The sequence below is a fragment of the Bradyrhizobium sp. INPA03-11B genome (assembly GCF_040446015.1).
Lineage (GTDB): Bacteria > Pseudomonadota > Alphaproteobacteria > Rhizobiales > Xanthobacteraceae > Bradyrhizobium > Bradyrhizobium macuxiense_A.
Genome location: NZ_JASGSR010000170.1, coordinates 1 through 13,075, shown reverse-complemented (window position 1 = coordinate 13,075; position 13,075 = coordinate 1). Strand labels below are relative to the sequence as shown.

At 64.7% G+C, this 13,075-nt stretch carries 10 protein-coding genes and 1 pseudogene; 5 read left to right on the top strand and 6 right to left on the bottom strand.

The features are described 5' to 3' along the window. Window positions 1-97: 97 nt before the first annotated feature. Together QMZ05_RS37605 and QMZ05_RS37600 are read right to left on the bottom strand one after the other, a co-directional pair. Window positions 98-1,468, bottom strand: coding sequence for a peptidoglycan DD-metalloendopeptidase family protein (locus tag QMZ05_RS37605; RefSeq protein ID WP_353705352.1), 1,371 nt, complete (start codon window positions 1,466-1,468; stop codon window positions 98-100). Window positions 1,469-1,568: 100 nt separating this feature from the next. Continuing rightward, window positions 1,569-2,324, bottom strand: a complete 756-nt coding sequence (locus QMZ05_RS37600; protein WP_353705351.1) for a peroxiredoxin — start codon at window positions 2,322-2,324, stop codon at window positions 1,569-1,571. A 228-nt stretch (window positions 2,325-2,552) separates the two neighbouring features. On the opposite strand from QMZ05_RS37600, the gene QMZ05_RS37595 reads away from it, so the two are divergent. Further along, entirely contained in the window at window positions 2,553-6,254 is a 3,702-nt protein-coding gene (locus QMZ05_RS37595) for a DUF3971 domain-containing protein (RefSeq protein WP_353705350.1), read from the top strand. A gap of 225 nt (window positions 6,255-6,479) precedes the next feature. After that, a complete protein-coding gene (locus QMZ05_RS37590; protein ID WP_353705349.1) occupies window positions 6,480-6,743 on the top strand; it encodes a hypothetical protein in 264 nt (87 codons plus the stop codon). A gap of 179 nt (window positions 6,744-6,922) precedes the next feature. Here the strand turns inward: QMZ05_RS37590 and QMZ05_RS37585 are convergent. From QMZ05_RS37585 to tyrS, 4 genes and pseudogenes are all read right to left on the bottom strand, one after another. After that, window positions 6,923-7,084, bottom strand: a pseudogene (locus tag QMZ05_RS37585) (MFS transporter); the annotation flags it as partial. A gap of 27 nt (window positions 7,085-7,111) precedes the next feature. Then, entirely contained in the window at window positions 7,112-7,738 is a 627-nt protein-coding gene (locus QMZ05_RS37580) for a hypothetical protein (protein WP_353705348.1), read from the bottom strand. 170 nt (window positions 7,739-7,908) lie between these two features. Next, window positions 7,909-9,156: an MFS transporter gene (locus QMZ05_RS37575; protein WP_353705347.1), complete on the bottom strand. Its 1,248-nt coding sequence runs from the start codon at window positions 9,154-9,156 to the stop codon at window positions 7,909-7,911. 56 nt (window positions 9,157-9,212) lie between these two features. Continuing rightward, a complete protein-coding gene (tyrS, locus tag QMZ05_RS37570; RefSeq protein ID WP_353705346.1) occupies window positions 9,213-10,466 on the bottom strand; it encodes a tyrosine--tRNA ligase in 1,254 nt (417 codons plus the stop codon). A gap of 152 nt (window positions 10,467-10,618) precedes the next feature. On the opposite strand from tyrS, the gene QMZ05_RS37565 reads away from it, so the two are divergent. The 3 genes from QMZ05_RS37565 to QMZ05_RS37555 all read left to right on the top strand — a co-directional run bounded on the left by QMZ05_RS37565 (window position 10,619) and on the right by QMZ05_RS37555 (window position 12,815). Then, a complete protein-coding gene (locus tag QMZ05_RS37565; protein ID WP_353705345.1) occupies window positions 10,619-11,722 on the top strand; it encodes an anhydro-N-acetylmuramic acid kinase in 1,104 nt (367 codons plus the stop codon). Window positions 11,723-11,804: 82 nt separating this feature from the next. Continuing rightward, a complete protein-coding gene (locus QMZ05_RS37560) occupies window positions 11,805-12,482 on the top strand; it encodes a glutathione S-transferase family protein (RefSeq protein WP_353705344.1) in 678 nt (225 codons plus the stop codon). A gap of 3 nt (window positions 12,483-12,485) precedes the next feature. Then, window positions 12,486-12,815: a multidrug efflux SMR transporter gene (locus tag QMZ05_RS37555; protein ID WP_353705343.1), complete on the top strand. Its 330-nt coding sequence runs from the start codon at window positions 12,486-12,488 to the stop codon at window positions 12,813-12,815. The last annotated feature ends 260 nt before the right edge of the window (window positions 12,816-13,075 follow it).

The following is a 13,075-nucleotide window of genomic DNA, read 5'->3' as shown; positions in this document are numbered from 1 at the left end:
CGGCATGGGCGGCGGCCGTCGCTGATCCGGCAAAAGCAAAAACCGGCGCAGGTTTGGCCCGCGCCGGTTTCAGAGACATACGGTGTGATTGGAAACTCTAGCCTGCGCTGAGGCGGACGCCGGCGCGGAGGAATTTCTGCGGGTCGACCGCTTCGCCGTCGATGCGGGTTTCATAGTGCAGATGCGGACCGGTGGAACGGCCGGTCGAGCCGACGGCGCCGATCACCTGGCCGATCTTGACGTATTCGCCGACCTTGACGCCGATCTCGGAGAGATGACCGTAGCGGGTCGACAGCCCATTGCCGTGATCGACCTCGACCATGCGGCCATAGCCGCCGGCCCAGCCCGCCGACACCACCCTGCCGTTGGCGGTGACGCGCACGGGATCGCCCTGCGCGGCGCGGAAGTCGAGGCCGGTGTGCATCGCCGGCCGGCCGAGGAAGGGATCGCTGCGAACGCCGAAGCCGCTGGTGAATTCGACCTCGCCGACGACGGGCTTGCGGTAGGGCACCAGCGCCAGCGTCTGGTTCAAACGCTGCATCTGCGCGCGATTGATGTTGATGCGATAGAGCTGGCGCTCGAACGCGCCGGCGTCGGGCGCGAGCTTCACCGGCACATAGGGGCCGCCCATGCCGGAGCGCGGCACGGCTGCTTCGAGCTGCGACATGTTGAGGCCGAGATCGCTGATCACGCCGCGCATTCGGCGCACCCGCGATTCGATGCCGTCCTCGACCGAGGAGAGCGCGGCGACCTGGCGGCGCTCGACCTGATCGAGCGAGGTCTGCAGACGGACCAGGACATTGTCGACGCCCAATCTGTCGAAGCCTTGGGCCTTGGCGAACTGGTTCGGCTGCGCCTTGGCGATCAGCGGTGCGCGCGATTCCAGCCGCGCCTCGCGGTCCGGCGGCGCCACGAAGATCACGGTGTCGCTGATCGGGGAGGGCTTTGGCGTGCCGGAGGACGGCGCCGCCTCGGCGCGGCCCTGCGGCTTGATCGAACCGGTTGAGGTGGCATCGGGCATCGCGCCGAGCGCGGTGGCGCGCGATTCCAGCGTCAACTGCCGCTTCAGGATCTGGTCGAGCTTCTGGTCGAACTGCTCCTGGTCGAGCAGCTGGCGGCTGGTGGTGCGGTCGACCTTGGCGCGCAGCTCGGAGATGCGATCCTCATAGGCGTATTGCATCTCGGCCTGGCGTGCGATCAGCCGGGTCAGGACGTCGTCGCGGAACGCAAAATAGGTCGCGGTCGCCGCCGACCACATGCCGAGCAGGACCACGGTGCCGACCGCGATCCAGAACACGACCGGCCCGAACCGGACCTGCTTGCCGGCATGGACCAGCGTATAGCCCTCGCCGGAGGCCGCCACCGCAGCGGCTTGATGGGCGGCCGGCCGGCGCGCCGGTGCCCGGCCATGGTCCTGGGGATGATGGTGTTTCTGGTGTTCGTGGTGATGACCGGACCGGCTCGACATCGGTACTCCCGCGGCCGGTCGGACCAAGCTCCGTACGGCTAATTTGCGGGGCCGATTTGAGCCCGCCATGGTTAATTTTCAGGAAACGGAACCCTTCCCGTCAGAGTGAACGGGCGGCCTCCAATACCGCTTCGGCATGGCCGTCGACCTTCACATGGCGCCAGATGCGAGCGACTTTTCCATCGGAATCGACCAGAACCGTGGCGCGAATAATTCCCATGAAGGTCCTGCCATACATGGATTTTTCGCCCCAGGCGCCATACGCCTCCAGCATCTGATGGGCGCCGTCGGAGACCAGCGGCACCGACAGCTGGTGTTTGTTTCGAAATGACTCCTGCGCCTTAACCGTATCGGCTGATATGCCGACCACCTCGGTACCGGCAGCGGTGAAGTCGGCCTTGAGCCGGGTGAAGTCGATCGCCTCCCTGGTGCAGCCGGGGGTGTCGGCGCGGGGATAGAAGAACAGCACCAGCTTCTTGCCGGCGAAATCCTTCAGCGAAACGCTGCCCCCGCCGTCGCGCGGCAGGTCGAAGCCAGGTGCCGACGCGCCTTCGGCAAGTGTGACGGCGGACGACTTGGTCACGGTCTTGGTCACGGTCGCGGCCGGCTCCCGCTTTAACGGTTTCGATGCAGCCTTGTGCGAGGCTTTGCCTTGAACACCCGCTGCGGTCTTTTTCGTAGACGCCTTGTTAGTAGACGCCTTGGCCTTTGCTGTTTTGGCCGCAGGCTTTTTCGCAACCGTTATGCGGGTTTTCGCCGCGGACTTCCCAGTGCTTGCGCTTGCGGCGCGCGCAACCTTTGTTGCGACCCGCTTTCCGGTTGTGTTGGAGGATTTCTTGCGCGTTTTCTTGGACATACGCCTTCCTTTCGTCGCTTTCCGAAGCTCAACCATTGGGGTATTGCGGGTCTTATTCGCGGTGGCCGGATTCGCATCGGCCGCTGGGCAAGTTTGATGGCCACGGAGTATGGTGACAAGGAATTCGACGCGTAACCCGTCCGCTTGCTGAATTGGCTTTTGATTGGTTGGTTTGGTCCGTTCCGTGGGCCATCGGCGAGTAACATGATTAGGCGAGGATAGGCGGCGATGCCGGCACGGGAGCGCTCGATACGAATCGACGGGCGCCCTGATGGCGGCGAGCAGCTTCGCCGTCAGCACCGAGAGGCAATGGCAAGGAAAACGTCGCCGCAGGGTCCAAATCCGCGCGCCGGGGCTGACTTCTCGCAATGGGAAGACGACGCCGCGTGGGACGAGCAGGATGAGGCGGCGGGCAACCGTGCGCGGCAATTGCTGTCGCGTTCCAACACCAACCTGCATCGCTTCACCGATTTCTGTTCCGGCATGCAGCGCTGGCTGCATGGCGAGCGCTGGATCCGTCGCATCGGATTGGTCCTCGTCGTGCTGGTCGTGCTGTTCGCGACCTGCTTCGGCGCATTATGGTGGCGGCTCGGTGCAGGTCCGATCAATCTCGACCTGGCGACGCCCTGGCTGGCCGCGGCGATCGAGGAGAATATCGGCCACGGCAACACGGTCGAGGTCGGCGGAACCCAGATCGAGCGCGCCGGCAGGGTCAGGATCGCGGTGCGCATCCGCGACATCATCGTCCGCGACCGCGACCATGCGGTGGTTGCCAGCGCGCCGAAAGCCGAAGTGCGGTTGTCGGGCACGGCCCTGCTGATGGGCCAGTTGCGGGCGGAGAGCCTCAATCTGGTGGATGCGGAACTGTCGGTGCGCATTACGCCCGACGGCAATGTGACCGTGTCCGCCGGCGACACCGCAAAGCCGCTCGCCACCGGCGTTGCGTCCAAGCGGGAGGCGGGCCTGCCGCCGACATTCCCGCGTCCGGCACCCGCAGCGCCGCCGCCGGTGGCCTCGCCGCCGGTCGCGTCCGAGCCCTCGGCCGCCGCACCCGATTCGGCCCAGAGCGGGCTGCTTGCCGGCCTCGACTGGCTCGACAGCCTCAGCATGACCGGCCTCGACGGTCAGAACCTCAACGAGATCGGCCTGAAGAACGGCAATCTCGTCGTCGACGACCAGCAGCGCGGCAACAAATGGAGCTTCGAGAATATCAGCCTGAGCCTGCGGCGCCCGAGCGGCGGCGGCGTGGCGCTCAGCTTCGGCGAGGAGGGCGCAAAGCCCTGGTCGGTGCGCGTCCTGGTCGGACCGCAGCAGAACGGCGTGCGCTCGGTCGACATCAAGGCCGACAAGGTTTCCACGCGGAACATTCTGCTCGCGATGCGGACCAAGGATCTCACCTACACCGCCGACCTGCCGCTGTCGGGCGAGATGAAGGGCGAGCTCGGCCGCGACGGCCTGCCGACCTATTTCCGCGGCAAGATCAATGTCGGCGCCGGCAACATCATCGACACCGACACGCCCGACTACCCGATGCCGGTCGATTCGGCCGAGATGAGCGTCGAATGGGATTCGGGGCGGCGCGTGCTGCTGGCGCCGATCAAGATTGTCTCGGGCGCCAACCGCATCACGCTCCTCGGCCATCTTGAGCCGCCCAACGATAATGTCACCGACTGGCAGGCGGGATTGTCCGGCGGCACCATCGTGCTGGCCAGCGCCGACAAGAACGAACCGCCGCTGATCTTCAATCGCATCAACATCGGCTTCCGCTTCGACACCGAGAAGAAGCGCGTGCTGCTGACCCAGGCCGACATCTCCAATGGCGAGATCGGCGTCGCCGGCACCGGCAGCATCGACTATTCCGGCGAGCCGCGGTTGCAGCTCGGATTCGCCGGCACGCCGATGTCGGCCTCCGCGCTGAAGCGGATGTGGCCGATCATCATCGTGCCCGAGGTGCGCGAATGGGTGCTCGAGCGGATCGACCGCGGCACGCTCCAGCGCATCGACGTCGGCGTCAATTCACCGGTGCATAATCTGTCGCGCAAGGGCCCGCCGATCCCGGATGACGGTCTCTCGGTCAACATCGTCGCCTCTGGTGTCACGGTGCGCCCGGTGGATCAGATGCCGGCCGTGCATGATGCCGATCTGAAGGCCAGGGTGACCGGCCGCACCGCGACCGTGACCATCAACCAGGGCATCGCCGACACGCCGGCGGGCCGCAAGATCACGCTTTCGGATTTCACCTTCGAGGTGCCGGACATGGCACCGAAGCCGTCGCCATCGAAGGTCAAGTTCCGGGTCGACTGTCTGGTGCCGGCCGCCGCCGAGATCCTCGCGTCCGACCGGCTCAGCGATCTCTCCGGTCCGCCGATCGATCCCAACGCCAGCAAGGGCAACGTCACCGCGATAATCAATCTCGGCATGCCGGTGAAGGGCGAACTGACCAAGGCCGATACGACGTACTCGGTCGCTGCCGACATCACCGGCGTCGCCGTCGACAAACTGGTGATGAACCAGAAGCTCGAGGCCAACACGCTCAAGCTGGTGGCCAGCAACGCCGGCTTCCAGGTCAAGGGGGACGTCAAGATCAACGGGCAGGCGGCCTCGCTCGACTATCGCAAGCCGACCGACGGCGATGCCGACGTCAAGCTGCAGGCAACGCTTGACGATGCGAGCCGCGCGCGCCTTGGACTCGATCTCGGTCCTGCCGTCTCGGGTGCGATCCCGATCAAGCTGAACGGCAAGATCGGCAGCGGCGACAATCCGACCACCAAGATGGGCGTCGAGGCCGACCTGACCCAGCTCAAGCTCGACAACATCCTGCCCGGTTGGGTCAAGACGCAGGGCAGGGCCGGCAAGGCGACCTTCAACGTGGTGCCGAAGGGACAATCGACGCGGTTCGAGGACATCTCGATCGAAGGCGCCGGCGTTTCGATCAAGGGCGCGCTCGAGGTCGACCAGAACGGCGATCTCATGAATGCGAACTTCCCGACCTATGCGCCGTCGGAAGGTGACAAGACATCGCTGCGCGCCGATCGCGGGCCTGACGGCGTCATCAAGGTGACGATGCGCGGTGACGTGTTCGACGGCCGCGGCTTCCTGAAGTCGGCGATCTCCGGCCGCGACAGCGATCCCAAGAGCAAGACCAAGACCACCGATTTCGATGTCGATCTGAAGCTCGGCGCGGTGGCCGGCTTCAACGGCGAGGCGCTGCGCAGCGTCGATGCCAAGATCTCGCGCCGCAACGGGTTCTTCAAGGCCTTCACGCTGAGCGGCAAGGTCGGCCGCGATACGCCCGTCGCGGTCGATATGCGCGGACGCCAGCAGGGTCGCGAGGTGATCTACCTGCAGACCGGTGACGCCGGCGCGTTCCTGCGCTTCATAGACGCATATTCGAAGGTGGTCGGCGGCCAGCTCACGCTCGCGATGGAGCCGCCGATCCCCGAGCCGGGCCCGAGGGAAGGTCTCATCAACGTCACCGGCTTCTCTGTGAAGGGCGAAACCCAGCTCGACCGCGCCGTCGCCGGCGGGCCGGTCAGCACTCAGAACGGCATCGGGTTCGACGCGCTGCGCGCCGAGTTCACCCGCCAGAGCGGCCAGCTGTCGATCCGCAACGGCGTGGTCAAGGGACCGAGCATCGGCGCGACCATCGAAGGCAGCATCGATTATATCGGCAACCAGGTGCGGATGAACGGCACCTTCATTCCGATGTACGGCTTGAACAACATGTTCGGCCAGATCCCGTTCTTCGGGATATTCCTCGGCGCCGGCAGCAACGAAGGTCTGATCGGCGTGACCTATGAAGTGGTGGGAACACCGAGCGCGCCGGTGCTGCGCGTCAACCCGATCTCGGCGCTGGCGCCCGGCCTGACGCGCAAGATCTTCGAGTTCAAGCAATACGGCCCGAACGACCTGCCGACGACGAACAATTGAGACAAGCGTAATTGAGATCAGCGCTGATCAACGTCCGGTTTTGACCCTCGACAGAGGTCTAAGCTGAAATTTATTTGGTTCGGGAACATGCGCGGCGGGTTCCTGTCTGCAAGCATCCGGGGCGGGCCCCAGGTCTAGCCGCCCGCCATCGGGATGACGTTCGCGCAGGAACCTTGCTCCATCTGGGATGTTGGAGAGCAATTCAACAACTCAGGAGGAGCTCTCATGAGGACACTGTTATTGGCTGGTGTGCTGGCGGTTGCTGGTTTCGCTATGGCGACGCCGATCTCCATTGCACCCGCATCAGCTCAGGTTGCCGTTGATACGCCGCTCGGCGGCGTAAGAGTGGGTCCGGAGCACCGTTACTATCGAGACTATGATCGACGCGCTTATCGCGCGTACGATTATGATCGCGGATATCGCGGATGCCGCACCGTCACGATCGAGCGTGACGACGGTTCGGTCCGCAGGGTCCGTCGTTGCGACTAATAGTACCGGACTAGAGGATCGGCTCTCGCAACCAAGATATTGGGAGCCATCCACTCAAGGCCGCTTGAGTTGGCGGCCTCTTTCATTTCGCGACTGTCGCCTGTTGGTCCAAGGCCGACATGCATTCATCTCGGCTTCTGCGCCGCCTTCCGAGGGGAAGCGGGCACGCGCGTCCGAACTCAGCGCCGCAGCGCCGGTACCACAAGGAACGGGATCAGGCCGAGCACCACATTGACCAGCGCGAAGGCGAGTCCGCTGCCGATCATGATCGTGCCGACGCGGTCGGCTCGGAAGATTTTCAGCGCGGTCGCCGTGATCAGCGGGCCGCGCGAGCCGATCAAATGCACGCAGCTGCACGGAATGACTGATCAGTCCGAATTTGCTGGCTGGGTTTCGCGAATAGGATGAAACGGGTATTCTCGAACCAGGCGGGCAATTTCATCGGCTGGTGCGTTGAGCAGTTGCTCCTGCAGAGGCGTCAGCTGAATCGGGTCGCAAACGCCGATCACAGCGTCGACACGTCCATTGTAGAGGACCTTTCCGCCGTTTGGATCATCATAACTCCTTACCGGCCCACCCGTGTAGCGGTGCGCAGCAAAGGTGGTCAGCCCTTGGGGCCGCCACCGCGATACGGATCCACATCTGGTATCGCACCATCGGGAGAACACGATGAAAGCTTTTCGATCGCGAGTCGATCGCGGCATCTTTCCCCGCAAGACTTCAACGTCCTTGAGGACGATCAAGGACACGGGGGTCGAAGTTTTCCTTACATCGGACAGATCGCGCGTCCATGCGATGCGCCCGCGAAACACGAGCGGTGCCAAATTCGCCAGTGTTGCTCGCGCCTCGGCGTCCCGCCGCTGCCTTTGCTGATCGCCATCGGAGCGATCGAAGTTCCACCAGAACGCCTTGGCGCAGTCGAGCGCGCTCGCGCCCTTTGGAGATGCAAAGACAAAGGCACAGATCAAGAAGATGACAGAAGCAGCCGGGCGCATGCAGGACACAGTCAATTGCAATCTTCGATTGTTTTAGAGCGCCGGGAGTACCCAGGGCAAGTGCGTTGAGAGGGTCGGTCGAGAAGGCCGTGTAACATCTTGATGGATGGCGCCTGCTGACAGCCCACCGTCAGCCTGAGCTTCCTTGGGGCCACCCGCCCTGGGTCCGCCTAGCGCCGCAGCGCCGGCACCACCAGGAACGGGATCAGGCCGAGCACGACGTTGACGAGCGCGAAGGCGATCAGCGGGTTGTAGCTGTGGGTCCAGTCATGGATCAGGCCGCCGCCCCAGGAGCCGAGCGCGGAGCCGAGGCCGCTGCCGATCATGATCGTGCCGTAGATCGTGCCGACGCGCTCGCCGCGGAAGATCTTCAGCGCGGTCGCGGTGATCAGCGGGCCGCGCGAGCCGATCATGCTGCCGAAGCAGATCACGAAGCCGGTCAGCAGCCAGTAGTTCGGATACCATTGCAGCAGCCAGAGCAGGATGATGCCTGCTATCGAGACGCCGTAGCTGAACAGCACCGAGGGCCGGCGGCCGATGATGCCGTCGAGGGTGGACACGCCGAGCATGCCGACGAACAGCGCGACGCCGGAGAAGCCCCAGGCGGTGGCGGCCTGCAGCGGCGGAAAGCCGACGTCGATCAAATAGGCGACGATCTGCGCGGTCAGCGCATACATCGCGATCGCGGTGAAGAAGAAGGTCGAGAACAGCGCCCAGAAGGCGTGGTGGCGCATCGCGGCGAGCAATGTCCAGCCTTCCTCGGCGAGGCCTGGTTGCGCCTTCTTGACGATGTGCGGCGATCCGCCGGCGAGCAGCCGCCACGGCAGGAAGACCAGCGGCACAAGCAGGCAGAGCGCGCCGATGCCGAACACCCGATAGGCCTCGCGCCAGCCGATCCGGTCGATCAGCACCTGCGACAGCGGCAGCAGCACCAGGAGGCCGGCGCCGGTCGCCGAATACATGACGGCCATCGCCGTCGGCAGCCGCGGCCCGAACCAGCGGCCGAGCAGGATCGAGTTCGAGACGTTGCCGATCAGCGCGGTGCCGAAGCCGACGCAGAGGCCGACGCTGAGCTGGAATTGCCAGAGCTGCTCGGCGCGCGAGGCGATCAGGAATGCGCAGCCGAGCAGCGCCAGACCGAGTGCATAGACCACGCGCGGACCCGAGCGGTCGAACAGCCGTCCGACCAGCGGCGCTGTCAGGCCGCTGGCGAGCCAGGTCAGCGAATAGACCGACACGACGGAGGCGCGATCCCAGCCGAAATTTTCCGAGATCGGTTTGAGGAAGACCGTGAAGCTGTCGCTGAGGCCGCGCCCGAGCACCGACAGCACGAAGCAGAGCGCGAGCACATTGAGCGCGACGCGCGATTGTTTCGCCGGCGCAGCAAGCGTGTCGTTCGGAGGCGTGGTCTGATCCATCGAAAAGCAGGGAGCGCGCTTTCCGCACTCCCTACAACCGACAAATGCGAATGCGCCTATGCAGGCTTCAGCAGGACGTGGCGCTTCTTGCCGAGCGACAGTTTCACCACGCCTTCCGGCGTGAGATTGGCCGGCGTCAGCAGCATCTTCTCGTCGGTGACGGCAGCGTCGTTGACGCGCAGTCCGCCGCCCTTGATCTGCCGGCGGGCTTCGCCATTGGATGCGACGAGCTCGGCCTTGACGAAGGCGACGAGCACGCCGACGCCGGCTTCAAATTCGCCGCGCGGAATTTCCACCGTCGGCAAGGTTTCGGCCAGCGCACCTTCCTCGAAGGTGCGGCGCGCGGTCTCGGCGGCCTCAACGGCGGCGTCGCGGCCGTGGAGCAGGGCGGTTGCCTCGGTCGCCAGCACCTTCTTAGCTTCGTTGATCTCGCCGCCCGCCAGCGCCGCGAGCTTGTTGATCTCGCTGATCGGCAGGATGGTGAACAGCTTGAGGAACTTGACGACGTCGGCGTCCTCGACGTTGCGCCAGTACTGCCAGAAGTCGTACGGCGAGAACTGGTCGGCGTTGAGCCACACCGCACCCTTGGCGGTCTTGCCCATCTTGTCGCCGGAGGCGGTGGTCAGCAGCGGCGTGGTCAGCGCGAACAGTTGCGGCGTGCCCATGCGGCGGCCGAGATCGACGCCGTTGACGATGTTGCCCCACTGGTCCGAGCCGCCCATCTGCAAGCGGCAGCCGGCGCGGCGCGACAGCTCGACGAAGTCGTAGGCCTGGCAGACCATGTAATTGAACTCGATGAAGCTCATCTCCTGCTCGCGCTCGAGCCGGAGCCGTACCGAGTCCATCGTCAGCATGCGGTTGACCGAGAAGTGCCGGCCGATGTCGCGCAGCATCTCGATCCAGTTCAATTTCGTCAGCCACTCGGCGTTGTCGAGCATGATGGCGTTGGAATGCCCGTCGCCATAGCGCAGCACCTTGGCGAACACGCCGCGGATCGAGGCCTTGTTGGCTTCGATCTCCGCAACCGTGCGCATCGCGCGCGTCTCGTCCTTGCCGGAGGGGTCGCCGACCATCGTGGTGCCGCCACCCATCAGCGTGATCGGCTTGTTGCCGCTCTGCTGCAGCCAGTACAGCATCATCATGGTGAGGAAGTTGCCGATGTGCAGCGACGGCGCGGTGCAGTCATAGCCGACATAGGCGGTGGCCTCGCCCTTCGCGGCAAGCGCGTCGAGGCCCTCGAAATCGGAGCACTGGTGAACGAAGCCGCGTTCCTGTAGAGTGTTCAGGAAATCCGATTTAAATGCAGTCATTTGTCGGCGAGCCAGATCATTCTTGTTTTACGGTTTTTGCATCTATTTGCGGAACCCTGATGCTTGAGGCTGCCGCAGGCGGACGCGCAGTGGCATTATAGGATGTACTTGTTTGAGACAAGCCGGGGGTTCCCGGCTGGGGCGCTTCCAAGATGATGTTAACGGCACTCGGTCTGATGAGCGGGACCTCGCTCGACGGGGTCGACGTGGCACTGATCGAGACCGACGGCCGCCAGATCAAGGCCTTCGGGCCCACGGGCTATCGCCCCTATACGGACGGCGAGCGCAGCCTGCTGCGCCATGCGCTGACCGAGGCCGTTCATCTGTCGCAGCGCGACGCCCGGCCGGGGATTTTGCGGCAGGCCGAGCAGGCCGTGACCAGGGCCCATGCCGAGGCGGTCGCCGCCTTCACGGCGCAGAACCGGATCTTGGCCCAGGAAATCGATATCGTCGGGTTCCATGGCCAGACCGTGCTGCATCGCCCCGAGCGGAGGCTGACGGTCCAGATCGGCGATGCGCTGGCGCTCGCCAAGGCGATCCACATTCCGGTGATGCATGATTTCCGCGCTGCCGACGTCGAGGCCGGCGGGCAGGGCGCGCCGTTCGTGCCGGTCTACCACCGCGCGCTTGCCCAATCGCTGAACCGCGAGGGGCCGATCGTCGTGGTCAATATCGGTGGTGTTTCCAACATTACATATATCGATGGCCTTGACACACTGATCGCCTGCGACACCGGGCCGGGCAATGCGCTGCTTGACGACTTCATGTTCCGCCAGATGCATCAGCCGTTCGACACCGCGGGCAAGTTCGCGGCGCTCGGCAAACCGGACGAAGCCTGGATCGCACAGGCGCTCAAGCTGCCGTTCTTCTCGGTTCCGCCGCCGAAATCGCTCGACCGCAACGACTTTGCCGGCCTGAAGCTCGGCGCCGTGGCGCCGGCCGATGGCGCCGCGACGCTGACCGCGTTCACCGCGGCCGCGATCGCCCGGGTCGTCCCGCTGCTGCCGAAACGGCCGAAGAGCTGGATCATCTGCGGCGGCGGCGCCTCCAACCTGACGATGCTGCGGATGCTGCGCGAGCGCCTGGCGCCGGCGACCGTCGAGCCCGCCGAGGCGCTCGGTTGGGCCGCGGACGCGATCGAGGCGCAGGCGTTCGGCTTCCTCGCTGCGCGCGGCATGAAGGGCCTGCCGCTGAGCTACCCCGCCACCACGGGGGTGCCGATCCCGATGACCGGGGGCATCATCGCGCGACCGTGATTTAGATGCAAATGCATCTACCTTGACAGTTCCATGCCGCTGCATTTAATTCGATGCAGTTGCATTGAACGCGAGGTTCGTCATGGCCGCCCTGAAGTTGATCAGCCACAAGCTCTGTCCCTATGTGCAACGCGCGGTGATCGCGCTGCACGAGAAGGGCGTGCCGTTCGAGCGGATCGACATCGATCTCGCCAACAAGCCCGACTGGTTCCTGAAGATCTCGCCGCTCGGCAAGGTGCCGGTGCTGGTCGTGACCGGTGACGACGGCAAGGAGGTCGCGCTGTTCGAGAGCAACGTGATCTGCGAGTACATCGAGGAGACGCAGGCTGGCGCCAAGCTGCATCCACACGACGCGCTCACCCGCGCCGAGCATCGCGCCTGGATGGAGTTCGGCTCGGCCATTCTCGGCGACCTCTGGGGGCTCGAGACCGCAACCGATGCCGCGGCCTTCGAGAGCAAGCGGCAGGCGGTCGCCGCAAAATTCGCGCGCGTCGAGGCTGCGCTCGGCGCGGGGCCGTTCTTCGCAGGTGAGAGGTTCAGCCTGGTCGATGCGGTGTTCGCGCCGATCTTTCGCTATTTCGATCTGTTCGACCAACTGACCGACCTTGCGGTGTTCACCCACACGCCGAAGGTGCGTGCGTGGCGCAGCGCGCTGGCGCAGCAGCCGAGCGTGCGCAGTGCGGTGTCACCGGATTATCCCGCGCTGCTGCACGCGTTCCTGGTCGGCCACCGCGCGCACATGCTGAAGCTTGCTGCGTAAGCCATGTCGCACTCGGTTGCCTGGATCGCGCTCGTCGTCGCCGGTCTTCTCGACGTCGGCTGGGCGATCTCGATGAAATATGCCGAAGGCTATACGCGGCTCGGCTGGACGCTGGTCTCGCTGCTGCTGCTCGCGGCCTTCGTGTTCCTGCTCGGACGCGCGCTGCAGGTGCTCGGCGTCGGCGTCGCCTACACGGTGTGGACCGGCATCGGCGCGGCCGGCACGCTGACCATGGGCGTGCTGCTGTTCAACGAGGCGCTGAATCCGATGAAGGTTGCCGGGATCGCGTTCGTGCTGATCGGCATCGCGGCGCTGAAGCTGGCGCCGGAGTAAGGGATGCGTAGTCCGGATGAAGCGAAGCGCAATCCGGGGTTCTTATCCGCGGTGAGAGTAGTCCCGGATTTCGCTTCGCTGCATCCGGGCTACAAAATCCGCGGCGCTCAGTGTGAGTCCTACTTCGTAGGATGGGTGGAGCGCAGCGATACCCATCAACTTGGTGCCGCGTGGCGCGATGATGGTATCGCTTCGCTCCACCCATCCTTGTAATAGCGCGATCGGTTATCGTCGGAGCATTCCGAGAGGAATGGCCTGTC

What these genes read in the sequence shown, in the direction of transcription:
- QMZ05_RS37595 (WP_353705350.1), top strand. Translation starts at nt 2,553, where the DNA reads ATGCCGGCACGGGAGCGCTCGATACGAATCGACGGGCGCCCTGATGGC.
- QMZ05_RS37590 (WP_353705349.1), top strand. Translation starts at nt 6,480, where the DNA reads ATGAGGACACTGTTATTGGCTGGTGTGCTGGCGGTTGCTGGTTTCGCT.
- QMZ05_RS37565 (WP_353705345.1), top strand. Translation starts at nt 10,619, where the DNA reads ATGATGTTAACGGCACTCGGTCTGATGAGCGGGACCTCGCTCGACGGG.
- QMZ05_RS37555 (WP_353705343.1), top strand. Translation starts at nt 12,486, where the DNA reads ATGTCGCACTCGGTTGCCTGGATCGCGCTCGTCGTCGCCGGTCTTCTC.
- QMZ05_RS37600 (WP_353705351.1), bottom strand. Translation starts at nt 2,324, where the DNA reads ATGTCCAAGAAAACGCGCAAGAAATCCTCCAACACAACCGGAAAGCGG.
- QMZ05_RS37560 (WP_353705344.1), top strand. Translation starts at nt 11,805, where the DNA reads ATGGCCGCCCTGAAGTTGATCAGCCACAAGCTCTGTCCCTATGTGCAA.
- tyrS (WP_353705346.1), bottom strand. Translation starts at nt 10,466, where the DNA reads ATGACTGCATTTAAATCGGATTTCCTGAACACTCTACAGGAACGCGGC.
- QMZ05_RS37575 (WP_353705347.1), bottom strand. Translation starts at nt 9,156, where the DNA reads ATGGATCAGACCACGCCTCCGAACGACACGCTTGCTGCGCCGGCGAAA.
- QMZ05_RS37580 (WP_353705348.1), bottom strand. Translation starts at nt 7,738, where the DNA reads ATGCGCCCGGCTGCTTCTGTCATCTTCTTGATCTGTGCCTTTGTCTTT.
- QMZ05_RS37605 (WP_353705352.1), bottom strand. Translation starts at nt 1,468, where the DNA reads ATGTCGAGCCGGTCCGGTCATCACCACGAACACCAGAAACACCATCAT.